The 24,537-nt window shown below is 63.0% G+C and carries 25 protein-coding genes; 20 read left to right on the forward strand and 5 right to left on the reverse strand.

Annotated features, from left to right (window positions below):
- Positions 1–6: 6 nt before the first annotated feature.
- The 5 genes from ybeY to PQU95_RS13090 all read right to left on the reverse strand — a co-directional run bounded on the left by ybeY (position 7) and on the right by PQU95_RS13090 (position 4,479).
- Complete coding sequence (gene ybeY, locus PQU95_RS13070) at positions 7–516, reverse strand: rRNA maturation RNase YbeY (protein WP_272752413.1); 510 nt, start codon at positions 514–516, stop codon at positions 7–9.
- Positions 497–1,465, reverse strand: a complete 969-nt coding sequence (locus tag PQU95_RS13075) for a PhoH family protein (protein ID WP_272752414.1) — start codon at positions 1,463–1,465, stop codon at positions 497–499. The genes ybeY and PQU95_RS13075 overlap by 20 nt, the downstream gene beginning before the upstream one ends.
- Positions 1,462–1,809, reverse strand: a complete 348-nt coding sequence (locus tag PQU95_RS13080; protein ID WP_272752415.1) for a hypothetical protein — start codon at positions 1,807–1,809, stop codon at positions 1,462–1,464. Before PQU95_RS13080 ends, PQU95_RS13075 begins: the two co-directional genes overlap by 4 nt.
- A 47-nt stretch (positions 1,810–1,856) precedes the next feature.
- Positions 1,857–3,191 (reverse strand): tRNA (N6-isopentenyl adenosine(37)-C2)-methylthiotransferase MiaB, encoded by a 1,335-nt coding sequence (miaB, locus tag PQU95_RS13085; protein WP_272752416.1) that lies wholly within the window; start codon positions 3,189–3,191, stop codon positions 1,857–1,859.
- Positions 3,192–3,285: 94 nt separating this feature from the next.
- Complete coding sequence (locus PQU95_RS13090; protein ID WP_272752417.1) at positions 3,286–4,479, reverse strand: cation:proton antiporter domain-containing protein; 1,194 nt, start codon at positions 4,477–4,479, stop codon at positions 3,286–3,288.
- A gap of 263 nt (positions 4,480–4,742) precedes the next feature.
- Here PQU95_RS13090 and PQU95_RS13095 point away from each other — a divergent pair, with 263 nt between their 5' ends.
- The 20 genes from PQU95_RS13095 to PQU95_RS13190 all read left to right on the forward strand — a co-directional run bounded on the left by PQU95_RS13095 (position 4,743) and on the right by PQU95_RS13190 (position 24,454).
- The gene (locus PQU95_RS13095) at positions 4,743–4,973 is read left to right on the forward strand and encodes a DUF2061 domain-containing protein (protein ID WP_272752418.1); all 231 of its coding nucleotides are present in this window, start codon (positions 4,743–4,745) and stop codon (positions 4,971–4,973) included.
- Positions 4,974–5,392: 419 nt separating this feature from the next.
- Positions 5,393–6,283 carry a ribokinase gene (locus PQU95_RS13100; RefSeq protein WP_272752419.1) on the forward strand — a complete coding sequence of 297 codons (891 nt, stop codon included), beginning with the start codon at positions 5,393–5,395 and terminating at the stop codon, positions 6,281–6,283.
- Positions 6,280–6,678, forward strand: a complete 399-nt coding sequence (gene rbsD, locus PQU95_RS13105; RefSeq protein WP_272752420.1) for a D-ribose pyranase — start codon at positions 6,280–6,282, stop codon at positions 6,676–6,678. The genes PQU95_RS13100 and rbsD overlap by 4 nt, the downstream gene beginning before the upstream one ends.
- 9 nt (positions 6,679–6,687) lie before the next feature.
- Positions 6,688–8,196, forward strand: a complete 1,509-nt coding sequence (locus PQU95_RS13110) for a sugar ABC transporter ATP-binding protein (RefSeq protein WP_272752421.1) — start codon at positions 6,688–6,690, stop codon at positions 8,194–8,196.
- Between the two features lie 4 nt (positions 8,197–8,200).
- Positions 8,201–9,139, forward strand: coding sequence for an ABC transporter permease (locus tag PQU95_RS13115; protein WP_272752422.1), 939 nt, complete (start codon positions 8,201–8,203; stop codon positions 9,137–9,139).
- Between the two features lie 65 nt (positions 9,140–9,204).
- A complete protein-coding gene (gene rbsB, locus PQU95_RS13120) occupies positions 9,205–10,137 on the forward strand; it encodes a ribose ABC transporter substrate-binding protein RbsB (RefSeq protein WP_272752423.1) in 933 nt (310 codons plus the stop codon).
- A gap of 113 nt (positions 10,138–10,250) precedes the next feature.
- On the forward strand, positions 10,251–11,261 hold the full coding sequence (locus PQU95_RS13125; protein ID WP_272752424.1) for a LacI family DNA-binding transcriptional regulator: 1,011 nt from the start codon (positions 10,251–10,253) through the stop codon (positions 11,259–11,261).
- Between the two features lie 50 nt (positions 11,262–11,311).
- A complete protein-coding gene (locus PQU95_RS13130) occupies positions 11,312–13,465 on the forward strand; it encodes a UvrD-helicase domain-containing protein (protein WP_272752425.1) in 2,154 nt (717 codons plus the stop codon).
- 30 nt (positions 13,466–13,495) lie between these two features.
- Entirely contained in the window at positions 13,496–15,202 is a 1,707-nt protein-coding gene (locus PQU95_RS13135) for a tetratricopeptide repeat protein (RefSeq protein WP_272752426.1), read from the forward strand.
- A gap of 38 nt (positions 15,203–15,240) precedes the next feature.
- Positions 15,241–16,503 (forward strand): hypothetical protein, encoded by a 1,263-nt coding sequence (locus PQU95_RS13140; protein WP_272752427.1) that lies wholly within the window; start codon positions 15,241–15,243, stop codon positions 16,501–16,503.
- 57 nt (positions 16,504–16,560) lie between these two features.
- Positions 16,561–16,740, forward strand: a complete 180-nt coding sequence (locus tag PQU95_RS13145; RefSeq protein ID WP_017507325.1) for a DUF3460 family protein — start codon at positions 16,561–16,563, stop codon at positions 16,738–16,740.
- Between the two features lie 198 nt (positions 16,741–16,938).
- The gene (locus tag PQU95_RS13150; RefSeq protein ID WP_272752428.1) at positions 16,939–17,604 is read left to right on the forward strand and encodes a class I SAM-dependent methyltransferase; all 666 of its coding nucleotides are present in this window, start codon (positions 16,939–16,941) and stop codon (positions 17,602–17,604) included.
- Between the two features lie 105 nt (positions 17,605–17,709).
- Positions 17,710–18,117 carry a biopolymer transporter ExbD gene (locus PQU95_RS13155; protein ID WP_272752429.1) on the forward strand — a complete coding sequence of 136 codons (408 nt, stop codon included), beginning with the start codon at positions 17,710–17,712 and terminating at the stop codon, positions 18,115–18,117.
- Entirely contained in the window at positions 18,117–18,965 is an 849-nt protein-coding gene (tolA, locus tag PQU95_RS13160) for a cell envelope integrity protein TolA (protein WP_272752430.1), read from the forward strand. The genes PQU95_RS13155 and tolA overlap by 1 nt, the downstream gene beginning before the upstream one ends.
- 4 nt (positions 18,966–18,969) lie before the next feature.
- Positions 18,970–20,259 (forward strand): Tol-Pal system beta propeller repeat protein TolB, encoded by a 1,290-nt coding sequence (tolB, locus tag PQU95_RS13165; RefSeq protein ID WP_272752431.1) that lies wholly within the window; start codon positions 18,970–18,972, stop codon positions 20,257–20,259.
- A gap of 100 nt (positions 20,260–20,359) precedes the next feature.
- A complete protein-coding gene (locus tag PQU95_RS13170) occupies positions 20,360–20,902 on the forward strand; it encodes an OmpA family protein (protein WP_272752432.1) in 543 nt (180 codons plus the stop codon).
- Between the two features lie 93 nt (positions 20,903–20,995).
- Positions 20,996–21,751 (forward strand): YbgF trimerization domain-containing protein, encoded by a 756-nt coding sequence (locus tag PQU95_RS13175; protein WP_272752433.1) that lies wholly within the window; start codon positions 20,996–20,998, stop codon positions 21,749–21,751.
- Between the two features lie 163 nt (positions 21,752–21,914).
- Entirely contained in the window at positions 21,915–22,403 is a 489-nt protein-coding gene (gene purE / locus PQU95_RS13180; protein WP_147686627.1) for a 5-(carboxyamino)imidazole ribonucleotide mutase, read from the forward strand.
- Complete coding sequence (locus tag PQU95_RS13185; protein WP_272752434.1) at positions 22,403–23,533, forward strand: 5-(carboxyamino)imidazole ribonucleotide synthase; 1,131 nt, start codon at positions 22,403–22,405, stop codon at positions 23,531–23,533. The genes purE and PQU95_RS13185 overlap by 1 nt, the downstream gene beginning before the upstream one ends.
- Before the next feature lie 54 nt (positions 23,534–23,587).
- Positions 23,588–24,454 (forward strand): phosphoribosylaminoimidazolesuccinocarboxamide synthase, encoded by an 867-nt coding sequence (locus tag PQU95_RS13190; RefSeq protein WP_227301660.1) that lies wholly within the window; start codon positions 23,588–23,590, stop codon positions 24,452–24,454.
- The last annotated feature ends 83 nt before the right edge of the window (positions 24,455–24,537 follow it).

A 24,537-nucleotide genomic window follows, 5' to 3' on the forward strand; every position in this document is an offset into this window, starting at 1 on the left:
GTGGGGTCAGGTTTTCTCTGCGGCGTAAGGGTCGTCATAGCCTAACTTGGCGAGGATGGCGGTTTCAAGCGCTTCCATGATGTTGGCCTCGTCGTCCTGCTCGTGGTCAAAGCCCTGCAGGTGCAGCATGCCGTGTACGGTGAGGTGGGCGTAGTGCGCATCCAGCGTCTTGCCTTGCTCGGCGGCCTCGCGGGCGACCACCGGGGCACAGAATACCAGGTCGCCAAACAGTGGCATGCCCGCCACGGTGTCGCCTTCGTTCAGCGCGAAGGACAGCACATTGGTGGCGTAGTCCTTGCCGCGGTAGTCGTGGTTCAGCTGGCGGCCTTCGGCCTCGTCTACCACCAGCAGCGATACCTGCGCCTGGCGATGCTGGCGTTGCAGGGCGGCCTGGCACCAGCGGCGCCATTGTTTGCCGTCCGGCAGCGGCTGTTCGCTTTCCAGGCGGTCTTCCAGGGTCAGGTCCAGCCGTGCGGCCAACCTTTGCAGGAAGGAGTTACGTTTCGCTTTTTTCATCTTGTCTTGCCTGATAGTGGTCGTAAGCGTCGACGATCTTCTGCACCAGCGGGTGGCGCACCACGTCGTCGCTCTGGAAATGGTGGAAATGGATGCCGCGCACCTTGCCCAGGATGCGCTCTACTTCGACCAGGCCGCTTTTCTGGTGGCGCGCCAGGTCGATCTGGGTCACGTCGCCGGTAATCACGGCGCGCGAGCCAAAGCCGATACGGGTGAGGAACATCTTCATTTGTTCGGGCGTGGTGTTCTGCGCCTCGTCCAGAATGATGAAGGCGTTGTTCAGCGTGCGGCCGCGCATATAGGCCAGCGGGGCGATTTCGATCAGGTTCTTTTCGAACAGGCGCGCCACTTTGTCAAAGCCCATCAGGTCGTACAGCGCGTCGTACAGCGGGCGCAGGTAGGGGTCTACCTTTTGTGCCAGGTCGCCGGGCAGGAAGCCCAGTTTCTCGCCGGCTTCCACCGCCGGGCGTACCAGCACGATGCGCTTCACCGCGTCGCGCTCCATGGCGTCTACCGCGCAGGCTACTGCCAGATAGGTTTTGCCGGTACCGGCCGGGCCGATGCCAAAGGTAATGTCGTGGCCGAAAATGGCCTTGATGTAGGCGCCCTGGCGCGGGGTGCGGCCCTTGAGGTCGCGGCGGCGGGTGGCCAGCTGCGGCGTGTCGTCGTCCGCGCCCTGCGGGTTGTGCTGGCGGGCTTCCACCAGGCTCAGCTGGATGTCGCGTATGCCCAGGTCGCGCTTTTCGGCCATATCGTAAAAGCGCAGCAGCAGGGCCAGCGCGGCCTCGGCGTGCTGGCCGCGCAGGGTGAACTGCTCGCTGCGGCGCTGGATGCTGACATCCAGCCCGGTTTCGATCTGCTTGAGGTTTTCGTCCAGCGCGCCGCACAGGCGGGCCAGACGGTCGTTATCGACAGGGGTGAAACTGTGGGTGCAGGTAGGTTCGCTCATGGACGCTTTGCTGTAGTTGGCGGGCATTGGCGCTGGCGCTGCAGGCTTTGCAGGCGGGCCAGCCTTTCTTCCAGGGCCTGGATGCGGTCATCGTCGGCGCGCGGGGTGCCTACCGGCAGGCCAAAGCCCACGCCGATGCTACCGTGGCTACCTACCGCGCCGCCCAGGCCGATGTTCAGTGTAACCGGCGCCCGCAAGTTTGTGCGCTCGCGGCTCAGCACCAGGCTGGTGTCGGCCACGGCTTGTGCCAGGCCGGCGCAGTCCAGCGTGGCGGGGTCGGGCTGCTGCAGGCTGGCACAGGCGGCCAGTAGCAGGCAGGCAATCAGGGGCAGGGTGCGTGGCATGGTGGCTCCGGTAGCGGCCGGGCAGTACGCTGCCCGGCTGGCCTGGCTCAGACGGTTTCCGTGGTGAGGATTTCGCCGCCCAGCGAGTGCGGGTTGGCTTCGGTAATCACCACGTCTACCAGCTGGTTGATCAGCCGTGGCTGGCCGACAAAGTTCACCACGCGGTTGTTGGCGGTGCGGCCTGCCAGCATGCCGGGGTCTTTTTTGGAGATGTTTTGCACCAGCACGCGCTGTACGGTACCCAGCATGCTCTGGTTGATCTCGAAACCGCGCGCTTCGATCACTTCGTTCAGCGCTTCCAGGCGGCGCACCTTTTCCTTGTGCGGGGTATCGTCGGTGAGGTTGGCCGCAGGCGTGCCCGGGCGCGGGCTGTAGATGAACACGTAGCTGAAATCAAACGCCAGGTCTTTCACCAGCTTGAGTGTTTGTTCGAACTCGGCCTCGGTTTCGCCGGGGAAGCCCACGATAAAGTCGGACGACAGGCACAGGTCGGGGCGGATGGCGCGCAGCTTGCGGATGATGGATTTGTATTCCAGCGCGGTGTAGCCGCGTTTCATGGCGCTAAGTACGCGGTCGGAGCCGCTTTGCACCGGCAGGTGCAGGTGCGATACCAGCTTGGGCAGGCGCGCGTAGCAGTCGATGATGCGCTGGCTGAACTCGCGCGGGTGGCTGGTGGTAAAGCGCATGCGCTCGATGCCGGGGATCTCGTGCACGTATTCCAGCAAGGTGGCAAAGTCGGCGATGTCGCCGTCGGCCATGGCGCCACGGTAGGCGTTCACGTTCTGGCCCAGCAGGGTGATTTCTTTCACGCCCTGCAGCGCCAGGTTGGCGATTTCGGTGAGCACGTCGTCAAACGGGCGCGACACTTCCTCGCCGCGGGTGTAGGGCACCACGCAGAACGAGCAGTATTTGGAACAGCCTTCCATCACCGACACCATGGCGGCGGCGCCGTCTACCTTGGCTGGCGGGATGTGGTCGAATTTTTCGATTTCGGGGAAGGAAATATCCACCTGCGAGGTGCCGCTTTGCTGGCGGCTCTTGATCAGCTCGGGCAGGCGGTGCAGGGTTTGCGGGCCGAAGACGACGTCTACATACGGCGCGCGCTTCACGATGGTGTCGCCTTCCTGGCTGGCCACGCAGCCGCCCACGCCGATAATCAGGTTGGGGTTGGCTTCTTTTAGCGGGCGAATACGGCCCAGGTCGGAAAACACCTTTTCTTGCGCTTTTTCGCGCACGCTACAGGTATTGAACAGGATCACGTCGGCTTCTTCCGGGTTTTCCGTCTTGATCATGCCCTCGGTACTGCCCAGTACGTCTACCATTTTGTCCGAGTCGTACTCGTTCATCTGGCAGCCGAATGTCTTGATGTAAACCTTTTTCATGCTGGTATCTGCAAAAAAGAGAAGGCCAGCTCACACCGGCCGCTTGTTTGGCGGGGGCGTTTTTGCTGGCGAATGAATAGCTTGCGCGAGTTTATCACATCGCGCCGGCAGCAGCAGCGGGCGGGCCGGCGCGGCGCAGTGCCAGGCGGAACAGCAGCGGGTTCAGCAGGATGGACAATATCGCCCCGGCCATGATCAGCGCATGCCCGCGCTCGGGCAGCAGCTGCAGGCTCAGGCCCAGGTTGGCCAGGATGAACGAGAACTCGCCGATCTGCGCCAGGCTGGCGGCCAGCAGCCAGCGCTCGCCGCGTGGCTGGCGCAGCAGCGCCATCAGTAGCCAGGCGGCCAGGCCTTTGCCCACGATAATGATGGCCAGCGTGGCCAGCACGGCGGCGGTATCGGTAATCAGCACGCGCGGGTCGAACAGCATGCCCGCGGCCACGAAGAACAGCACCGAAAACGCATCGCGCAATGGCATGGCTTCTTCGGCAGCGCGGTGGCTGAACGGCGAGCCGGCCAGCACCGTGCCGGCAAAGAAGGCGCCCAGCGCAAACGACACATCGAACAGCGCGGTAGCACCGTAGGCTACCCCCAGCGCAGTGGCCAGCACGCCCAGGCGGAACATTTCGCGGCTGCCGGTGTAGACGATTTTTTCCAGCATCCACGGGATGGCTTTCTGCCCCACCAGCATCATCACCGCCACAAAGGCGGCCACCTTGCCCAGCGTAATCAGTATTGCCTGCAGCGAGTCGCCCAGGTTGGCCGCAGCGCTGCCGGCCAGTGCCGGAATCAAGACCAGCGCCAGAATGGTGGCCAGGTCTTCGCTGACCAGCCAGCCTACCGCTACCTTGCCGACCGGGGTTTCCAGCTTGTCATGTTCTTCCAGTGCCTTGAGCAGTACCACGGTGCTGGCTACCGCCAGCGCCATGCCAAACAGCAGGCCCTGCGGCACGCTCCAGCCCAGCAGTACGCCCAGGCCGCAGCCCAGGGCGATGGCCACCGCGATCTGGGCAAAAGCGCCGGGTAGTGCAATGCGCCGCACCGCCCACAGGTCTTGTATGGAAAAGTGCAGCCCCACGCCGAACATCAGCAGGATCACGCCCAGCTCGGCCAGCTCGGCCGCCAGGTGGCCATCGGCCACAAAACCCGGGGTGAAGGGGCCTACCAGAATGCCGGCAGCCAGATAGCCCAAGAGTGGCGGCAGGCGCAGTTTGAGCGCCACGGCGCCCAGCAAAAAGGCGGTGACCAGTGCGCCGACCAGCGTGGTAATCAGTGGGGTTGCATGCATGTTTTCTCCCTGTCCATTGTCGTTTTGTGGTCGCCAGCACGGCTGCGCCTGCGGGCGGGGCGGCAGGGCGTAGCTGGCCTGTGGGTGCCGGGCCTGGCTGGCGGCTATTTAAAGATAGAAAGTCTGGCGGCGGCAGAGTTCACCGTTTGGGCATAATCCATCGAATTTGTTTTACTTAATGGGGTGGCTAGCAACATTCAATTTCTACTATTGAATTAAAATAACTATCATCACAACAAGTTCAATAGCTGCTGGGGTGCATCATGATCAAGACCATCACCTTCGCCATCTGTCATTTCACCGTGGCGTTCAGCGTGGCCTATCTGCTCACCGGCAGCTTTGGCATGGCCAGCCTGCTGGCCCTGGTCGAGCCGCTGGTGAATACCGTGGCGTACTACTTTCATGAAAAAGTATGGGACCGTATCCGGGCCAGAAAGGGCGCCGTGCCGGATACCGCTACCGCCGGGCATGGCGGGTTGCTGCATCGCCACTAGGGGCTTTTGTTACCTCATTTGCCTGCCTGTCACCCTCTTGCGATACACATCGCCAGAGGGTGTTGTTTTTTGTGGCATCGCCGTTGTGTTGTCACCGTGTTTTGCTACCTCGCCGTGTTGCACTGCGGTGTTGGCGGCGGGCCAGGCTTGCTGCCGTGGCCTGGCAGGATTTGTGCACTGCAACTACAGCGCCAGGGCGCTGAATGCTGCTGCGCATGCTAACGCGCTGCTTTGCTGATTGATGATGGCATATTCAATGCTTTTCTGTAGTGCAGGGCTTACATTTTTTGCGTTTTTCTCTTTCCTGCCGCTAGCTCTGTGCGCTAGCATTCGCGCTGGCTGATGACGTTTTAGCTAAACGTTAGCTAACAGATAACGCGGTTTGCCACAGGGTTGGCCGCAGGCAGGAGACAAGCGCGATGACGCGTGTGCTGGTAATAGGCAGTATCAATATGGACATGGTGGTGAATAGCCCCACCATGCCACGGCTGGGTGAAACGCTCAGCGGTAGCGGTTTTGCTACCTATCCGGGCGGTAAGGGCGCCAACCAGGCCGTGGCTGCCGCCCGGCTGGGCGCACAGGTCAGCATGATCGGCTGTGTCGGCCGCGATGCGTTTGGTGCCGGGCTGAAAGCGGTGCTGGCGCATGAGGGCGTAGACACGCGCTGGGTTAGCGAGGTGGACATCGCCACCGGCGTGGCCAGCATCACGCTGTGCGGTAGCGACAACGCCATCATCGTGGTGCCGGGTGCCAACCATGCGCTGCAGCCAGCGCAGCTGGACGCCGCCGAGCAGGCCTTTGCCGACGCCGACGTGGTGCTGGCGCAGCTGGAAGTGCCGCTGGCGACTGTAGAGCACGCCGCCATGTTGGCCGCACGCCATGGCAAGCCATTCGTGCTGAACCCGGCGCCTGCGGTGGCGCTGCCTGCTGCGCTGCTGGCCCGCGTCAGTGTGCTGACCCCCAACGAATTCGAGCTGGCCACCACACTGGCCAGCCCGCAGCCGTGGCGCGAGCTGGTGGCCGCTGCCGCCGGCCGCATCGTGATGACGCACGGCGCCGACGGCGCCTTCTTTGCCGTTGCTGGCGGCCAACTGCAGCACCAGCCCGGCTTTGCCGTGACGCCGGTAGACACCACCGGCGCCGGCGACACCTTCAACGGCGCGCTGGCCACCTTCCTGCACCTGGGCCTGGCCGAGGCAGTACGCCGTGCCGCCGCAGCCGGTGCGCTGTCGGTAACGCAGCCTGGCGCGCAAGGCGGCATGCCGACCTTGGCCGCACTGGACACCTTTTTGCAGGAGCACGCCGCATGAAAAAGCTGGGCCATCTGAACCGTGATATCGCCCGCGTGCTGGCTTGCCTGGGCCACACCGACAGCATCGTGATTGCCGATTGCGGCCTGCCGGTGCCGCCGGGGGTGGAGTGCATCGACGTGTCGCTGGCGCTGGGCGAGCCCGGCTTTGCCCGCGTGCTGGACACCGTGCTGGCCGACATGGCCTGCGAGCGCGCGCTGTTTGCCAGCGAGTGCCACAGCCATAACCCGGCGGTGTCGGCGCTGGCCGCCGCGCTGCCGGCGCAGGGCATTGCCACCGAGTTTGTCAGCCACGAAGCGTTCAAGCAGCACTGCGGTCAGGCGCGGGCGGTGATCCGCACCGGCGACGCCACGCCGTACGCCAATGTGATCCTGTACGCCGGCGTGATTTTCTAGGAGGCGGCGATGAAGGTAAGCATGCGTGGCATCTGCAAGGCCTTTGGCCCGGTGCGGGTGCTGGAAAATGTGGACTTTAGCCTGCACGGTGGCGAAATCCACGCGCTGATGGGCGAAAACGGCGCCGGCAAGTCTACGCTGATGAAGATCCTCAGCGGCGTATACCAGCCGGACAGCGGTAGCGTCGAGGTGGACGGCCAGGCAGTGGCGATCCGCAGCACCCGCGACGCCGAGGCGGCCGGTATTGCCATCATCCACCAGGAACTGAACCTGATTCCGCAGCTGTCGGTGATGGAAAACCTGTTTCTGGGCCGCGAGCCGTCGCGCTTTGGCGTGATCCAGCGTGCTGCCATGCGCCAGCAGGCGCGCGCGCAGCTGGACGCGCTGGGCGCCAGCCAGATCGACGTGGACGCCGAAGCGGGCAGCCTGTCCATCGGCCAGCAGCAGATGGTGGAAATCGCCAAGGCGCTGGCCATGGACGCCCGCGTGCTGATCATGGATGAACCCACCGCCGCGCTGTCGGCGCGCGAGATCGACACCCTGTTTGCGCTGATGCGCGGCCTGAAAGCACGCGGCGTGGCCATTGTGTACGTGTCGCACCGCATGGAAGAGATCTTCCACATCTGCGACAAGATCAGCGTGCTGCGCGATGGCTGCTTTGTGGGCGAGCGCGTGATTGCCGACACCGGTTTTGACGAAGTGGTGAAGCTGATGGTTGGCCGCGAGATCGGCGACCGCTTCCCTGGCCGTGACGTGCTGCCGGGCGCCGTGCGCTTGGCCGTGCGCGGCCTGTCCGATGGCCGCCATATCGACGGTATCAGTTTCGAGGCCCGTGCCGGCGAGGTGCTGGGCATTGCCGGCCTGATGGGCGCCGGCCGCAGCGAAATCCTCAATACGCTGTTTGGCATCAACCGCCGCACAGCGGGCGAGGTGTGGCTGGACGGCGCGCCGCTGGACGTGCGCAGCCCGGCTGCGGCCATTGCCGCCGGCCTGGCGTTTGTAACAGAAGACCGCAAGAGCCAGGGCCTGGTGCTGGGCATGTCGGTACGCGAAAACGCCACGCTGGTGCACCTGGACAGCTACGCCCGCCTAGGCGTGGTGAACCAGGCCGCCGAGCAGGCGGCGGTGGCGCAGCAGATCAGCCAGCTGCGCATCCGTACCCGCGACGCCGAGCTGGACGTGAAGTCGCTGTCCGGTGGCAACCAGCAAAAAGTGGTGTTTGCCAAATGGCTGGCCAAGCCGCCCAAGGTGCTGCTGCTGGACGAACCCACGCGCGGCGTGGACGTGGGCGGCAAGGCCGAGATCTACCACATCATCAACCAGCTGGCCGCCGCCGGGGTGGCCATCGTGATGGTGTCGTCCGAGCTGCCCGAGGTGATGGCGATGAGTAACCGCATCCTGGTGCTGCACGAGGGGCGCCAGACCGCGCTGTTCGATGCGGCCAACCTCAGCCAGGAAGACATCATGGCCGCTGCCACCGGCACCGCCGGCCACGACACCCGCACAACACAGGATTGAGAGCATGACTGCACAACAAAAAGCCACGCTGCAAAAGCTGGGCCCCTTCATTGCGCTGCTGGTGGTTTCCGGCGCGCTGGCCATCATGAGCCCGGATTTCCTCACCGTGGGCAACCTGATGAACGTGATGCGCCAGGTATCGATCAACGCGCTGATCGCCTTCGGCATGACGCTGGTGATTCTGCTGGGCGGCATCGACCTGTCGGTGGGTTCCATCCTGGCGCTGTCGTCGGTGTGTATTGCACTGATGATCCAAAGCGGGCTGGACCCGGTGCTGGCTACGCTGCTGGGTATTGGCGCGGGTGCCGGCATGGGCTTTGCCAACGGCTGGATCATCAGCAAGGGCAAGGTGGCACCGTTTATTGCCACGCTGGCTTCCATGACTATTCTGCGCGGCCTGTCGCTGGTGTTTTCCGGCGGCAGCCCGATTACCGGCCTGGACAGTGATTTCTTCCAGATGCTGGGCGGCGGCTACGTGGCCGGCCTGGTGCCGGTACCGGTGGTGTGGATGCTGCTGATGTTTGCCGGCTTCTGGTTCCTGCTGAAGCAGACCGTGTTCGGCCGCCACGTGTACGCCACCGGCGGTAACGAGGAAGCCTCGCGCCTGTCCGGCGTGAAAGTGGATCGCGTCAAGATCTGGGTCTATACCTTGTCTGGCGCCATGTCGGCGATGGCCGGCGTGGTGCTGACCTCGCGCCTGAACTCGGCGCAGCCCACCGCCGGTACCGGCTACGAGCTGGACGCCATCGCCGCCGTAGTGCTGGGCGGCACCAGCCTGACCGGCGGGCGCGGCTGGATCTTCGGCACCCTGATGGGGGCGCTGCTGATCGGCGTACTGAATAACGGCCTCAACTTGCTGGGCGTGTCGTCGTTCTACCAGCAAGTGATCAAGGGCGCAGTCATCCTGCTGGCGGTACTGCTGGACCGCGCAGGCAAAAAGTAAACCGGTCGCCGGCAGGTGGCCGGCGGCGGCAACACGTGTCGTTCAATAAAACAGGGAGTCGCACCATGAATCGCATCATTACCCCGCTGCTGGCCAGCCTGCTGGCTTTCGGTATCGCCGCCTGCTCCAAGCAAGGCCCGGACAGCGCGCCGGCCGCGGCCAGCGAGCCGGCAGCCGCCACCAGCACTGCTACCGTCGGCCTGGCGGTGTCCACGCTGAATAACCCGTTCTTCGTGTCGCTGCGTGACGGCGCCGAAGCCGAGGCCAAGAAAGAAGGTATCAACCTGATTACCGTGGACGCGCAGGACGACCCGGCCAAGCAACAGGCCAGCGTGGAAGACCTGATCCAGAAGAAAGTGAACGTCATCCTGATCAACCCGACCGACTCCGCCGCGGTGGCCAATGTGGTGAAAGAAGCCACTAGCAAGGGTATCAAGGTGGTATCGCTGGACCGTAGCGTGACCGGTGCCGAGGTCAGCGCCCACATTGCCTCCGACAACGTGGCTGGCGGCAAGATGGCCGGCGAGTTCCTGCTGGAAAAACTGGGTGGCAAGGGCAGTATCGTGGAGCTGGAAGGCATTGCCGGCTCCTCCGCAGCGCGCGAACGTGGCCAGGGCTTCCACCAGGTAGTGGATGGCAAGGCCGACGTGAAACTGCTGGCCAAACAGCCGGCCGACTTTGACCGCGCCAAGGGCCTGTCGGTGATGGAAAACATCATCCAGGGTAACAAAGGCATCCAGGGGGTGTTTGCGCACAACGACGAAATGGCGCTGGGCGCGGTGAAAGCCATCCAGGCTGCCGGCCTGAAGAACGTGGTGGTGGTGGGCTTTGATGCTACCGCCGACGCCGTGGCTGCCGTGAAAGGCGGCACCCTGGCCGCCACCGTACAGCAACAGCCGGAGCTGATCGGCCAGTACGGCGTGCAGACTGCCAAGAAACTGATCGCCGGCCAGCCGGTAGACAAGTTCATCCCGGTACCGCTGAACCTGGTGAAGTAAGCCTGCATGCGGCCAACCCGTTGTGACGGGGGCCGCTGTAATACAATCAGGGTCCCTGCCGGCGCCGTGCTGGCAGGGATTTTCTTTGCCCCGCCATATCGCAGGAGTTTTTCATGACGTTTCAGCGCCTGACCATTGACGATGTTGCCCGCATTGCCGGCGTGTCGCGCACCACGGCCAGTATGGTGCTCAATGGCCACGCCGAGCGTTACCGCATTGCCCAGGCCACCGTACAGCGGGTAGAGCAGGTGGCGCGCGAGCTGCATTTCAGCCCGTCGCACTCGGCGCGCTCATTACGCAACCGCCGCAGCCAGGCCATTGGCCTGGTGATACCCGACCTGACCAACGCCAGCCACGCCGCGCTGGCGCAAGCGCTGGAAAACCTGTGCCGCGCCCGCGACCTGCAGCTGCTGATGGTGACCAGCGACGAAGACCCCGAGCGCGAAAGTGCCGGCATGACCCAGCTGGTCGCACGCCAGGTGGACGGCATGCTGGTGGTGCCCTGTAGCAGCGATGCCCGCCATTACCAGAAATGGACACGCCGCCTGCCGCTGGTGTTTGTCGATCGCCGTCTGGACGACAGCGGTATCCCCTCGGTGGTGACCGACGCCACCGACAGCGTGGTGCAATTGCTGGCGCCCAGGTTGGCCGCAGGCATCAGCGAGCTGGTGTACTTTGGCGGCCAGGCCGCGCTGTCGCCCAGCCGTGACCGCCTGGCCGGCTACCGCCAGGCGCTGGCCGGGGCGGGCCTCGCCGAGCAGCCTGGCTGGGTGTGCGAACGCGACTTCCTGCGCGAATCGGGCTACGCCATGATGCGCGACTGGCATGCGGCCAACGGGCGATACCCGCAGGCGCTGTTTACCGCCTCCATCACCCTGCTGGAAGGCGTACTGGCGTATTTGCGCCAGCATGGCCTGCACGATGCGCCGCGCAGCATGATGACCTTCGACCACCACGCGCTGCTGGACTGCCTGCCGCTGGCCATTGATGCGGTACAGCAGGATTCTGAAGGCTTGGCCGTTGCCAGCCTGGCTAAAGTGCTGGCTTTGCTGGAAGGCCAGCCGCTGGCGGCTACCGACACCCGTATCGCCGCCACCTTGCTGCGCAGCCCGCACGGCGGCTAGGGCGGCTGGCTGGTAGAATGGCTACTTTCGTATTTGCCTGACCCCGCCCCATGAATAATGACCTGCTCGCCGGCCTGAACGCCGAACAACTTTCCGCCGTAACCTGGCCTGCCAAGAGTGCCCTGGTGCTGGCTGGCGCCGGCAGTGGCAAAACGCGGGTGCTCACCACGCGCATTGCCTGGCTACTGCAAACCGGCCAGGCCAACCCGGCCAGCATTCTGGCGGTAACGTTTACCAATAAAGCCGCGCGCGAAATGCAGACACGCTTGGCCGCGATGATGCCGGTGAACGTGAAAACCATGTGGATCGGCACCTTCCACGGCCTGTGCAACCGCCTGCTGCGCATGCACTACCGCGATACCGGCCTGCCGCAGACCTTCCAGATCCTGGATAGCGGCGAGCAGCAAAGCGCCATCAAACGCCTGCTCAAAAGCCTGGATATCTCGGACGAGAAATTCCCGCCCAAGCAGGTACAGCAGTTCATCAACGGCCAGAAAGAAGCCGGCGTGCGTGCCGGCGAGCTGAGCGCCCACGACCCGTATACCAAAAAGCTGATCGAGCTGTACGCCGCCTACGACGCGCAGTGCAACCGCGAAGGCGTGGTGGATTTTGCCGAGCTGCTGCTGCGCAGTTACGAGCTGTTGTCGCGCAATGCTGCCTTGTGCGAGCACTATCGCGCCCGTTTCCGCTTTTTGCTGGTGGACGAATTCCAGGATACCAACCGCCTGCAGTACGCCTGGCTCAAGCTGCTGGCCGGCCCCGACAACGCCCTGTTCGCCGTGGGTGACGACGACCAGTCCATCTACGCCTTCCGCGGCGCCGAAGTGGGCAATATGCGCGCGCTGCTGGCCGATTATGGCGTGGCCGGCCCGGTACGGCTGGAGCAGAATTACCGCTCGGCCGGCACCATTCTGGATGCGGCCAACGCGCTGATCGAGCGTAACGACGGCCGCCTGGGCAAACAGCTGTGGACCGCCGCCGGCCCCGGCGACAAGATCCGCCTGTTCGATGCCTATTCCGACGGCGAAGAAGCGCAATTTATCGTGGACGAAGTCAAAGCGCTCAAGCGCGATGGCTGGAGCTTGTCCGACATGGCGGTGCTGTACCGTAGCAACGCCCAGTCGCGCATTCTGGAGCACGTGCTGGTACAGGCTGGCGTGGCCTATCGCATTTACGGCGGCCTGCGCTTTTTCGAGCGCCAGGAAATCAAGCACGCGCTGGCCTACCTGCGCCTGGCCATTAACCCGGACGACGACAACGCGCTGCTGCGTGTCATCAACGTACCCGCGCGCGGTATCGGTGCCCGTAGTGTGGAAAACCTGCAAACCGCCAGCCGCGAGCAGGGCGTCAGCTTGTGGCAGGCAGCGTGCGGGGCGGGTGGTGGGCGCACCGCCGGCAAGCTGGCCGAGTTTGTGCTGCTGGTGGAAAAACTGCGCCAGCGCTGCGAGCCCTTGAACCTGGCCGAGCAAGTGAGCCTGGTGATCGACGAGAGCGGCTTGCGTGCCATGTACGAGGCCGACAAGAAAGACGGTGAAGAGCGCCTGGCCAACCTGGACGAGCTGATCAATGCGGCTACCGGCTTCATGCCGCAAGAGCCGCAGCTGGCCGTGGTAGAGTTCCTGACCCAGGCTAGCCTGGAGGCGGGCGACCATCAGGCCGACGCCGGTGAGGACGCCTTGCAGCTGATGACCGTGCACGCGGCCAAGGGGCTTGAATTCAATGCGGTATTTGTTGGCGGGCTGGAAGAGGGGCTGTTCCCGCACGAAAACAGTTTCAATGACCCAAAGGGCCTGGAAGAAGAGCGCCGCCTGATGTACGTGGCCATCACCCGGGCCAGACAGCGGCTTTATCTCACTAATGCGCAAAGCCGCATGCTGCACGGGCAGAGCCGTTACCCGATACGCTCGCGTTTTGTAGATGAGATTCCGGCCGAGCTGTTGCAGGTTTTATCTGCTACGGTAAAAGCTGCGCCCGTGACCAGCCGCAGCAGTTGGGCCGAGCCGGCCTTTGTGCAGCAAAAAGCGGTAGCCCGCCAGGGCGGTTGGCGCGTGGGCCAGTCGCTGAGCCATACCAAGTTTGGTGCCGGGGTGGTGATCAATGCCGAAGGTGCAGGCGACGACGTGCGCTTGCAGATCAATTTTGCCGAGCATGGCATCAAATGGCTGGATTTGCGTTACGCTGCTGACAAATTGACGTCTCTATAAGCCACCAACATAACAAAAGCGGGGCAATACATGAGTTCGCTGTCCAATCAATCGACTACTTTTAACGCCATTACCAGTGCCAAGGAAGCCACTGGCCGCCGGGATTACTCCAACCCGTTTGCCAAGAAGCAGTTTCTGGTGGTGGATTGCGTGCCGGAAATGCAGCGTGCCATGTCCATGACGCTGCAGTCCTTCGGCGCCGAGAAAGTGGAGTACGCCGGCAAGGCCAATGACGCGCTGGTAAAACTGATGCGTTACGACTTTGACGTGGTGCTGTGCGATTACGATCTGGGTGGCGGCAGCGATGGCCTGTACCTGTATGAGGAGGCCAAGGAGCGCAACCTGCTCAAGCAGTCTTGCGTGTTCATGATTGTCAGCGGCGAGCGCCGTGCAGCCAAGGTTTTGTCTGCAGCCGAGCTGGCGCCGGACGGCTACCTGCTCAAACCGTTTACCGGCGAAGAGCTGGCCAAGCGGCTGGAAGTGGCCATGCGCCGCCGTGATGCATTCAAGGTGGTGGACGAGGCCCTGATGAGCCATGACTATATGGCCGCCATTGAGGCATGCGGCAAGAAAATCAGCGAACGCAACGAATTCAGCCTGGATTTCATGAAACTCAAGGGCAGCCTGAGCATGAAAATCGGCGATTACGACTCGGCGCACAATCTGTACCAGCAGGTGCTGAAGATCAAGGAAATCCCCTGGGCCAAGGTGGGCATGGCCAAATCCATGGCCGGCCTCAAAAAGGTAGAGCCAGCGATTGCGCTGTTCCAGCAAGTGATTGTGGAAAACGACCGCGTGATGGAAGCCTACGACTGGCTGGCCAAGCTGTACCAGGACAACCACGAGCTGGACAAGGCGCAGCAAACGCTGAAGCGTGCTACCGAGCTGTCGCCGGCCACCATACGCCGTCACCAGGCGCTGGCGCAGGTGGCCGAAGAAAACGGCGATCTGGAGCAGGCCAAGAAGGCCTACGCCACCACGCTGGACCTGGCCAAGGCCAGCTGGCACCGCAGCCCGGCACACTACGCTACGCTAGCGCGCACGCAGCTAGCCAGCCAGGACAAGGCCGAGGCCATGAAAACGCTGGCGTCGTTGCGCCGCGATTACAAGCACAACCCCGAAGGCGAGTGGATGGCCGACGTGGTGGATAGCACCATCCAGAACCATGGTGGTAACAAGGCAGCCGCAGAAAAGCTGCTGCGCTCGGCCGAAGAGCGCATGCCGCAGCTCACCAAACTGAAAGACAGCGACCGGCTGGAGTTTGCCCGTGCTTGTTATGGCCAGGGCCAGCATGACATCGGCGACAAGGTCGCCAGTAACCTGGTGCGCAATAACCACGATAACGAAGAGCTACTGCAAAAACTGTCCACCCTGTTCGACCAGGTTGGCCGCGGCGATGCCGGGCGCGAGCTGATCGCCAGCAATGTGCAGGGTATTGTCGACCTGAACAACCAGGCGGTACGCGAGGCGCAATCCGGAGATCACGACAAGGCGATTGCGCTGTTCCAGAAGGCTTTGCAGGAAATGCCGGAGAACGTGCAGCTGATGCTCAACCTGGTCAACGCCATCATTGCGCAGTGCCACCGCCAGGGCTGGCACGAAAGCAATATCAAGCACGCGCACGAATTGCTGCAGCGTGTGCGGGAAATGGCACCAACCAATAATAAATTCCAGAAACTGCTCCAGGCGTGGCGCAGCCTGATCGACCAGCATCAGAAGCGGGAATTCTTGCTGTGAGCCCTGCGTGGCGCCACGGGATACAGCCCCTGTTGTTCATGGGGCTGTTTTCTTGCTGGCTGCTATTTGCTGCCATTGGCTGGGTATGGCTGGAAGCCGGCGAGCGTCATGCCGCCCAGCAAGCACTGGATGAGCAGGCCGAGCAGCAACTGGGGCAACTGCGCACCCAGCTGGACGCCATGCAGCAGGAAGCGCGGCAGCTATTGCGCAGCCTGATGCTGGCCCGGGATGAGGGGCGTGAGCAGTTTTCGCCTTATCTGGCCAGTTTGCGCAGGCACACACCACAGCTGGGTACGGTGGCACTGCTGGTGGCCAACCCTGCCCAGGGCAGGCTGCTGGAGGTACAGGCGTTTGAGCCCTTTCAGCTCGGTGGCGCCCTGTTGCCCACGCAAGATCTGGCCAGACTGCCCCAGGTGGCTGCGGCATTGCCAGGTTTGCAGCGTGGCCAGGCGCAGGTGCTGGTCTGGCAGCGTCGTTCACCAGAGCAGCTATTACTGATCATACCCGGCCAGCAAGGCATGGCACTGGCCTTGTGGCTGCCACCGCAAGCCTTGCTGCAAGATAATAGGCGCGATGGTGTACAAGCCGTGCTATCGGTACAGCCGGCGGCGCCGCCAGCCGCCAGCGAAGCGGGCAGTCTGCTGAGCCAGCAAGCGTTGCGCAGTGGTGCTTTTGAGCTGAACCTGACCCTGTGGCGTGCCTGGCAGCCAGTGGCGCAGCTGTCGTGGCGCAGCATAGCCTTGCTCGCCTTCATGCTGCTGCTCTGGCTGTTGGGCTGGCGCTCATGGCGCCAGAGCCGGGGTTTGCTGCGGCAGCGTTTGCAAGCACGCCGTTTGCAAGCGCAGTGGCTGGAGCAGGCCAGGCAGCAGGCCCCGGTTTCCCCGCAACGTGCTTTGGCTACGCTGGAGCGACAATTGCAAACGCTACCGCCGGCGGGGCTGATGCGTGTCTGGTGGGTACATGGCCGTGGCGTTCGCCGCCGCAGTTTCCATCAGGCCAGTGCCATGCTCCAGCTGGAAAGCCAGCTGGCCAAAGCGCCATTTGACGGGCTGACGGCGGTGCGCCTAAGACACGGCCAGGTACTGCTGGTGCTGCTGCAGGATGAGGCGGGTATGGTGGCCAATAGTCAACGTTTGTCGCACTGGCTCACTGCGGTGATGGGTGGCCGGCCCGACGAGGCCAGCATGCTGTGGCACTGCTTCGAGATGGATCACGGGGTGGCCGAGCTAGAGCGCGCGTTGCTGGGTACGTCGATTACGCCACTTTATAGTGCGGCATCACCCCTGCCCCCCGGGCGCTGATGCCGGGTTGCCGGTTTTGCAGTACAATCGCCGCCATCGCCAACCGGGGGAATACACATGTATCAGTCCGAATTTACCGCCTTCATGAACGGCTTTCTGGAAAAGAACCCGCAAGTCGATACCGAGCGTCGCGAGCTGCGCCTGACCTGGTGGGAACGCACGCTGGACCTGGACGATCTGCGCCGCTGGAAAGCCTCCCGCGTGCCACAGAAGCCCTACGTTTACCAGCCAGAGTAAGCTGCTGGCGGGTGTGCCATGCAGTCCGATGGTGCCGCGCCTGCCGGGTGTGCTGTATTGATAAAACCCTGCTTGCCATGCATGCAGGGTTTGTCTTGTAAACGGCGGTGCCCTGTGTAATGGCACGGTCAAAGCATGCGGGCAGTTTTGTCAGCAGCCCTCACGCCCGCAAGGGCGTTTGTTTTTTTGAGCACCAGTATGACCAGACAAACCATGACCATGAGCGACGATGTCGCCAGCTACTTGCTGCAAATCGGGGTAAGCGAGCACCCGGTGCAGCGCGCCCTGCGCGAATTTACCGCAGGCCACCGCATGGCCAAGATGCAAATTGCCCCCGAGCAGGGCCAGTTTCTGAGCTGGCTGGTCGGCCTTACCGGCGCGCGCCGTTATCTGGAAATCGGCACCTTTACCGGCTATAGCGCTTTGACTGTCGCGCTGGCCATGGGCGAGCAAGGCCGTACCGTGTGCTGTGATATGAGCGTGGAGTTCACCACCATCGCGCGGGACTACTGGCAGCAGGCCGGCGTGGCCGAGCGCATTGATCTGTACGTGCAACCTGCGGTGCAGACGCTGGCCATGCTGCTGGAGCAGGGCGGGGCGGGCAGCTTTGACCTGGCTTTCATCGATGCCGACAAGCAGAATTATCCAGCCTACTACGAAACCTGTTTGCAGCTGGTGCGCCCGGGCGGGATTATTGCCATCGATAATATCCTGCTTAATGGCCGGGTAGTGGCACCGCAGCCCGATCATCCGCGTAGCGTGCATGTCATGCACGAATTCAACGCCACGCTGCTGGCCGACCCGCGTGTCAGCCTGTGTATTCTGCCCATGGGGGACGGTATGACCCTGCTGCGCCGTTTGTAAACGGCCGCAGCGAGGAACCCGCCGCTGCCGGCTTGGTCAGTCAAGCACCCCTTTTAGTCCGCTGCCGGTGTTAACATCGGCATGTTATTGAAACAGGATAAGCCCATGTTGCAACGCCGCCCGCGCCGCATGATGAACCAGATGAATGTGGTGCCTTACATCGACGTGATGCTGGTACTGCTGGTGATCTTCATGGTGACCGCGCCCATGTTCACCCCCGGGGTGATTGATGTGCCCAGCGTCAGCCGTGCCGCGCAGGTAGAGACCGCACCACTGGAAATCAGCATTGAAGCCAGTGGTGCCTATTTTGTCGGCGAAGGCGGCAAGCGTGAGCCTGCGGCCAACCTGGACGAGCTCATCGCCATGGTGCAGGCGCGCCTGAAGGATAGCCGCCCGGTGGTGGTGACGGCGCATCAGGACCTGAAGTACAGCGAAGTGGTAAAAGTGGCCGACAAGCTGCACGCGGCCGGTATCCAGCGTGTGGCGCTCACGGTGCGCCAGCAGGGTAGCTGATGATGGCCACCCGCCAGCCCGGTGCGGCTTCATGGCTGCTGTCCGCATGCCTGCATGCGGTAGTCATGCTATGTCTGTGGCTATCTGCTGCGCCCGAAGAGCTCAAGACACCGCCACCACTGGCGCTAGAGCTGTGGGCCGGCAATGCCGGCCAGGTAGCGGCACCGGTGGCTACGCCTGCCCCTGCGCCCGCTCCGGCGCCGAAAGTGGCCGCGAAAGCTCCGCCTCCACCCCCCGCCCCGGTGCAAGACAACCCGGCTGCCGATGTAAAAGTACTGGCCGACAAGGCTGCCAAGAAACCGCCGCTGCCGGAAGCCAAGCCGGCCGAGAAAGCAACGCCGGTCGCCAAGGCCAAGCCGGAGCTTGCCAAGCCAGAACCCACACCGCCAGTGAAACCTGCTACCAGTGTGCCCGCCAAGCCTGCGGCCACCCCCAAGCCTGCTGCAGTGAAAACCGACGACTTGCTGGCCGAGCTGGATGCGCTACCGCCAGGCCCAGGGCAGGGCAAGGTGAGCCAGGCCGGCGCCAAAACCGGTGCGAAAACAGGCTCTGCTACCGGCCAGCCAGACCAGAAACAGCAGTACGGCGAGGCCATCAAGAACCGTGTGCGCCCGTATATCGTGATACCCGACGGCATCAAGGGTAACCCGGAGGCATCGGTGGAGGTCATCATCCTGCCGACACTGGAAATTCGCAGTACGCGTATCCTGCGCAGTAGCGGCTCGGCAGCGTGGGACCAGGCAGTACTGGCAGCACTGGCCGAAGTGCGGCGTTTCCCGCCGCTACCCAAAGGCGCCGACTTTGCCGACTACCGCCGTATCACCCTTAATTTCCGCCCCAAGGAGTAATGCCTTGCACCGACTGATTGCCTACTGCTGGCGCGTACTGCTGCTGGCCACGATGTTGGCCGCACCGTTGGCGCGTGCCGACCTGACCGTGGATATCGTGGGCGGCGGCAGCAGCCGTTACCCGCTCACCATTCTGCCCATGCAAAACGAAGAGTGGCTGCCCGAGGCGGTAACGCAAACGGTAAAAAGCGACCTGGCCATGACCGGCTTGTTCGGTTTGCTGGAGCCGCCGGGCGGCACGGTGCTGCCGGCCTCGCCGCAGGCCTTCGACCCTGTGCCATGGCAGCAAAACGGTAGCCGTGCCGTGCTGTACGGCAAAGTGACCAAGCTGGAAGGCGGCCTGCTGCGCCTGACATTCTGGGCCGAGACGGTGAACCCGCGCGAACAAAAGCTGGCCGCCGAGTTTGATGTCCACAGCTCGCAGCTGCGCGATGTCGCGCACCGGATTGCCGACATGGTTTACGAGGCGCTGCTGGGCAGCAAGAGCCTGTTCGCCAGCCGCATTGCGTTTGTGGTGCAGAAGGGCAAAGAGTCGCGCCTGCAAGTAGCCGATGTGGATGGCCGCCGCGCGCAAACCGTATTGCGCTCGGCAGAGCCCATCATTTCACCGGCGTGGAGCCCGGATGGCAGCCGCCTGGCTTATGTCTCGTTCGAAAACAAGAAGCCGGTGATTTACGTGCAAGACCTGGCCACTGGCCAGCGCCGCCTGCTGGCCAACTTCAAGGGCAGCAACTCGGCCCCGACCTGGAGCCCGGACGGCCGCAAGCTGGCTATCGTGCTGACATTAAGCGGTAATTCGCAGGTCTATATCATCAATGCCGACGGCACAGGCCTGAGCCGTTTCTCGTATAGTGATGCCATCGATACCGAGCCGGTATTCAGCCCGGATGGCCGCCAGATTGCGTTTGTGTCCGACCGCAGTGGCGGGCCACAGATTTACATCCAGCCACTGGATGGCAGCAAAACCGTACGCCGCGTCACTTTCCAGGGTGCGTACAACGTGTCGCCGGCGTTTTCACCGGATGGCCGCCAGCTGGCCTATGTGCGCCGCGAAGCCGGCCGCTTCAAGGTGATGTTGCAAGACCTGGCCAGCGGGGATGCGCGCATGATCAGCAATAGTGCTTTTGACGAGTCGCCCAGCTTTGCACCCAACGGCAAGATGGTGCTGTATGCCAGTGATGAAGGCGGCCGTAGCGTGCTGTACGCTGCATCTACCCAGCACCCGGGCCGCGTCAAGCTAGGGGTACTGGAAGGGCAGGTGCAGGATGCGGCATGGGGGCCATTCAACCCCTGACGCGTGCTACGCTGGAACTTCGGTTTTGTTCAAAAGTCTTTATGGTTTACCCGAGTCATTTCACTGGCTATACCCGGCCAGCCAGAACAAGGAGCGTCGCATGAAAGTCTTACCCTTCGTCGTAGCCGCTGCAGCGGTATTGCTCAGTGCCTGCGCCAGTACCGGCAACCCGGCGGATAGTGCCAATGCCGGCAATGCAGCCATCGTATCCGGCAATGGTGCCAGTACCGCAGGTGGCGGTGGCAGCAGCCTGAACCCGGCGCAGCCGCTACCGCAGGTGGATGCTGCGGGTGCCGAAGCCGCCGCGTATGCGGGGGTGAATGGCAAGAGCGTGTTCTTCGATTTTGACCAGTCCGCGATCAAGGACGAATACAAGGGCGTGGTAGAAGCGCATGCCGCCTACCTGGGCAAGTACAAAGGGCACGTGCTGGTACAAGGCAACACCGACGTGCGTGGTAGCCGCGAATACAACCTGGCGCTGGGCCAGCGCCGTGCCGAAAGCGTGAAGCAGTCGCTGGAGGTGCTGGGCGTGAAGCCGGATCAGGTTGAAGCCGTGAGCTTTGGCATGGAAAAACCCCAGGCTAGCGGTAATACCGATGGCGATCATGCGCAGAACCGCCGCGCAGACTTCGTTTACCAGTAAGCCGGCGGCCATTGTCTAGGCCGGCTGGCTTGACCTGCACCCGGGAAGGCGTCAACCTTTCCGGGTTATCCATTTAGCAAAGCCCGAACCGCCATGCGTAACCGACTGTTCCCCCTGTTGTTGCCCATCGTACTGGGTGCATGCGCCACCACCACCGACCTGGAGCAGGCGCGCCTGGACCTGGAAAGCAAGCTGGCCAGCTCCAGCCAGCAGGCCAGTGCCCGTTTGTCGGATGTCGAGGCCAAGCTGGCCAACCAGCGCCTGCTGGACCTGGTGAACCAGGTCACCCTGCTGAAAGGCGAAATGTCCACGCTGCGCGGGCAGAACGAGGTACTGCAACACCAGGTAGCCGAAACGCAAAAGCGCCAGAATGACCTGTATAACGACATCGACCTGCGTATGGGCAAGATGGAAAAACAGCTGCGCGACGCCAGCCAGCCGCAAGCCGAGGCACCGGCCGCCGAGCCTGCTGCGGCCAACCCTGCCGACGCCGCGCTGGCCCGTGCGCTGGAAGTACTGCGTGGCCGTGACTTTGCCAAATCGTTACCCTTGCTCAAAGCCGTAGCCGATGGCTACCCCGCTAGCGAACAGGGGCTGGAGGCCACCTACTGGATGGGCGTGGCGCATACTGCGCTGAAGCAATACAGTGCCGCCATCGATATCCAGCGCCGCTTTGCCGAACAATACCCCAAGCACCCGAAAGCTGCCGAAACCCTGCGCCTGATGGCGGGTAACCAGCTACAGCTGGAGCAGAAAGACCAGGCCCGCCTGACCCTGCGCAAAATTATCAAACAATACCCTGGCACCCCGGCGGCGCAGCGCGCCCAGCAACAATTGGCCACGCTATAGCCAAGCCTGGCCATACTCGCCGTTATCGAAAGCCGGCTTCCCTGCGGAATGCCGGCTTTGTCTTGCCGGGAAGATGCTTCCATGGAAGGTAAATCCCGGCGGCAAGCCCTTGCCAAATCAGGTAAAATTCCGTTTTTTCCCCTTCTTGACGGAATCAGCCTCCATGATCGAAGTTGGCATCGTGATGGGTAGTAATAGCGACTGGGAAGTCATGCAAAACGCCGCGCGCGTTCTGAAAGACTTCGGCATCGCTTTCGAAACCCGCGTCGTCTCCGCCCACCGTACCCCCGACCTTCTGTTCCAGTACGCCGAAACCGCCGAAGCGCGTGGCCTGAAAGCCATCATCGCCGGAGCCGGCGGTGCCGCCCACTTGCCGGGCATGCTGGCCGCCAAGACCCATATCCCGGTGCTGGGCGTGCCTGTGCCGTCCAAGTACCTGCGGGGCGAAGACTCGCTGCTGTCCATCGTGCAAATGCCCAAAGGCATTCCCGTGGCCACGTTCGCCATTGGCGAAGCCGGTGCGGCCAACGCTGGCCTGTTTGCCATCGCCATGCTGGCCAATGGCAACCCCGAGCTGGCGGCCAAACTGAAGGCTTTCCGCAAGCAACAAGAAGACACCGTGCTGGCCATGAGCCTGCCGGAGGTGCAGTAATGGCTGCCATTTTGCCGCCAGCCATGCTGGGCATCCTCGGTGGTGGCCAGCTGGGCCGCATGTTCGTTACCGCCGCCAAACGCATGGGTTACCGCGTAACGGTGCTGGACCCGGACGCCAACGCACCGGCGGCCGAGTTTGCCGACGTGCACCTGTGTGCCGCGTTTGACGACGCTGAGGCGCTGGCCACGCTGGCGCGCAGCTGCGCCGCGGTTACCACCGAGTTCGAAAACGTCAACGCCGACGCCATGCGCCTGTTGGCCAAAACCACCCGCGTATCGCCGTCTGGCGACTGCGTGGCCATTGCCCAGGACCGCATTGCCGAGAAAAGCTGGATCAACAAGGCCGGCCTGCCGACGGCGCCGTATCTGGCGATCGAGAGTGTAGAGGATATCCAGGTCGAGCTGTCGCCCTACCTGCCGGGCATTCTCAAAACCGCCCGCCTGGGCTACGACGGCAAGGGCCAGGTGCGCGTGAAAACCGCCGACGAAGCCCGCGCTGCCTACGCCAACCTGGGTGGCCAGGCCTGTGTGCTGGAGAAGATGCTGGACCTGAAGCTGGAAGTGTCCGCCATTGTTACCCGTACCAGCCCGGCGCAAGTGGCCGTGTTCCCGGTATCGGAAAACATCCACAAGAACGGTATTCTGGACGAGTCCATCGTGCCGGCGCGCATTGCCCCCAAGTTGGCCGCATGCGCGCAGCAATACGCCAAACAGCTGGCCGAGGCGCTGGATTATGTCGGCGTACTGGCAGTCGAATTCTTCGTACTGGGCGACGATAGCCTGGTGGTAAACGAGATCGCACCGCGCCCGCACAACTCTGGCCACTACACCATCGACGCCTGCGTTACCGACCAGTACCAGCAGCAAGTGCGCGCCATGTGTGGCCTGCTGCCAGGCAAGACAGACTTGCTGTCCCCAGTGGTGATGGTGAACCTGCTGGGTGACGTGTGGGGCGAGGACGGCAGCGAGCCGAACTGGGCCGTGCTGATGGAAGCGCCCAACGCCCACCTGCACAGCTACGGCAAGAAACAAGCCCGGCCAGGCCGCAAGATGGCGCACTACTGTGTGCTGGCGGCCAACGTAGACGACGCGCTGGAGCAGGCGCGCGCGCTGAAAGACACCTTGTAATGAAAACAGGCGACGCCCACAAGGCGTCGCTTTTTGCTTTGTGAAGGAAGTTTCATGACCCAACTGACCAGCCTGAAAAAAATCTACTCGGGTAAAGTACGCGACCTGTACGAGATCGACGATCAGCGCATGCTGATGGTGGCCAGCGATCGTCTGTCCGCATTCGACGTGATCCTGGACGACCCGATTCCGGGCAAGGGCCAGATCCTCACCGCTATCTCCAATTTCTGGTTCGACACCCTGAAAGACGTGGTGCCCAACCACCTGACCGGCGATCAGGTAGAAGACGTGGTTGCCGCTGCCGAGCTGCCGCTGGTAGCGGGCCGTGCCGTGGTGGCCAAGCGCCTGAAGCCGGTGATGATCGAAGCGGTAGTGCGCGGTTACCTGGCCGGCTCCGGCTGGAAGGAATACCAGAAGTCCGGCACCGTGTGCGGCATTGCGCTGCCGGCCGGCCTGCAGGAATCCAGCAAGCTGCCCGAGCCTATCTTTACCCCGTCCACCAAGGCGGCGGTAGGCGACCACGACGAGAACATTACCTTTGCCCAGTGCGAAGCCATCGTGGGTGCCGAGCTGGCAGCCAAGGTGCGTGACACGGCGATCATGCTGTACCAGACCGCCGCGGCCTTTGCGGCCAAGCGTGGCATCATCATTTGCGATACCAAGTTCGAGTTCGGCCTGGACGCCGACGGCACCCTGGTGCTGATGGACGAGGCACTGACGCCGGACTCCAGCCGCTTCTGGCCAGCCGACAGCTACGCCGAAGGCACCACGCCACCGTCGTTCGACAAGCAGTTCGTGCGCGACTGGCTGGAAGCTTCCGGCTGGAACAAGGCTCCGCCAGCCCCGGCGGTACCGCTGGACGTACGCGAGAAAACCGCGGCCAAATACCGCGAGGCGCTGGAGCGCCTGACCGCACAGTAAGCGCTGGCTCAAGCCAGACGCTTGCCGGGCCCGCCTTGAGCGGGCTTTTTCATGCCTGTGTGCCGCACTGGTGGCATACTTGC

This window comes from Vogesella aquatica, from assembly GCF_028548455.1.
Lineage (GTDB): Bacteria > Pseudomonadota > Gammaproteobacteria > Burkholderiales > Chromobacteriaceae > Vogesella > Vogesella aquatica.

Excerpts from the sequence above, each read along its gene's own strand:
- ybeY (WP_272752413.1), bottom strand. The coding sequence starts at position 516 with ATGAAAAAAGCGAAACGTAACTCCTTCCTGCAAAGGTTGGCCGCACGG.
- PQU95_RS13075 (WP_272752414.1), bottom strand. The coding sequence starts at position 1,465 with ATGAGCGAACCTACCTGCACCCACAGTTTCACCCCTGTCGATAACGAC.
- PQU95_RS13080 (WP_272752415.1), bottom strand. The coding sequence starts at position 1,809 with ATGCCACGCACCCTGCCCCTGATTGCCTGCCTGCTACTGGCCGCCTGT.
- miaB (WP_272752416.1), bottom strand. The coding sequence starts at position 3,191 with ATGAAAAAGGTTTACATCAAGACATTCGGCTGCCAGATGAACGAGTAC.
- PQU95_RS13090 (WP_272752417.1), bottom strand. The coding sequence starts at position 4,479 with ATGCATGCAACCCCACTGATTACCACGCTGGTCGGCGCACTGGTCACC.
- PQU95_RS13095 (WP_272752418.1), top strand. The coding sequence starts at position 4,743 with ATGATCAAGACCATCACCTTCGCCATCTGTCATTTCACCGTGGCGTTC.
- PQU95_RS13100 (WP_272752419.1), top strand. The coding sequence starts at position 5,393 with ATGACGCGTGTGCTGGTAATAGGCAGTATCAATATGGACATGGTGGTG.
- rbsD (WP_272752420.1), top strand. The coding sequence starts at position 6,280 with ATGAAAAAGCTGGGCCATCTGAACCGTGATATCGCCCGCGTGCTGGCT.
- PQU95_RS13110 (WP_272752421.1), top strand. The coding sequence starts at position 6,688 with ATGAAGGTAAGCATGCGTGGCATCTGCAAGGCCTTTGGCCCGGTGCGG.
- PQU95_RS13115 (WP_272752422.1), top strand. The coding sequence starts at position 8,201 with ATGACTGCACAACAAAAAGCCACGCTGCAAAAGCTGGGCCCCTTCATT.
- rbsB (WP_272752423.1), top strand. The coding sequence starts at position 9,205 with ATGAATCGCATCATTACCCCGCTGCTGGCCAGCCTGCTGGCTTTCGGT.
- PQU95_RS13125 (WP_272752424.1), top strand. The coding sequence starts at position 10,251 with ATGACGTTTCAGCGCCTGACCATTGACGATGTTGCCCGCATTGCCGGC.
- PQU95_RS13130 (WP_272752425.1), top strand. The coding sequence starts at position 11,312 with ATGAATAATGACCTGCTCGCCGGCCTGAACGCCGAACAACTTTCCGCC.
- PQU95_RS13135 (WP_272752426.1), top strand. The coding sequence starts at position 13,496 with ATGAGTTCGCTGTCCAATCAATCGACTACTTTTAACGCCATTACCAGT.
- PQU95_RS13140 (WP_272752427.1), top strand. The coding sequence starts at position 15,241 with ATGGGGCTGTTTTCTTGCTGGCTGCTATTTGCTGCCATTGGCTGGGTA.
- PQU95_RS13145 (WP_017507325.1), top strand. The coding sequence starts at position 16,561 with ATGTATCAGTCCGAATTTACCGCCTTCATGAACGGCTTTCTGGAAAAG.
- PQU95_RS13150 (WP_272752428.1), top strand. The coding sequence starts at position 16,939 with ATGACCAGACAAACCATGACCATGAGCGACGATGTCGCCAGCTACTTG.
- PQU95_RS13155 (WP_272752429.1), top strand. The coding sequence starts at position 17,710 with ATGTTGCAACGCCGCCCGCGCCGCATGATGAACCAGATGAATGTGGTG.
- tolA (WP_272752430.1), top strand. The coding sequence starts at position 18,117 with ATGATGGCCACCCGCCAGCCCGGTGCGGCTTCATGGCTGCTGTCCGCA.
- PQU95_RS13170 (WP_272752432.1), top strand. The coding sequence starts at position 20,360 with ATGAAAGTCTTACCCTTCGTCGTAGCCGCTGCAGCGGTATTGCTCAGT.
- PQU95_RS13175 (WP_272752433.1), top strand. The coding sequence starts at position 20,996 with ATGCGTAACCGACTGTTCCCCCTGTTGTTGCCCATCGTACTGGGTGCA.
- purE (WP_147686627.1), top strand. The coding sequence starts at position 21,915 with ATGATCGAAGTTGGCATCGTGATGGGTAGTAATAGCGACTGGGAAGTC.
- PQU95_RS13185 (WP_272752434.1), top strand. The coding sequence starts at position 22,403 with ATGGCTGCCATTTTGCCGCCAGCCATGCTGGGCATCCTCGGTGGTGGC.
- PQU95_RS13190 (WP_227301660.1), top strand. The coding sequence starts at position 23,588 with ATGACCCAACTGACCAGCCTGAAAAAAATCTACTCGGGTAAAGTACGC.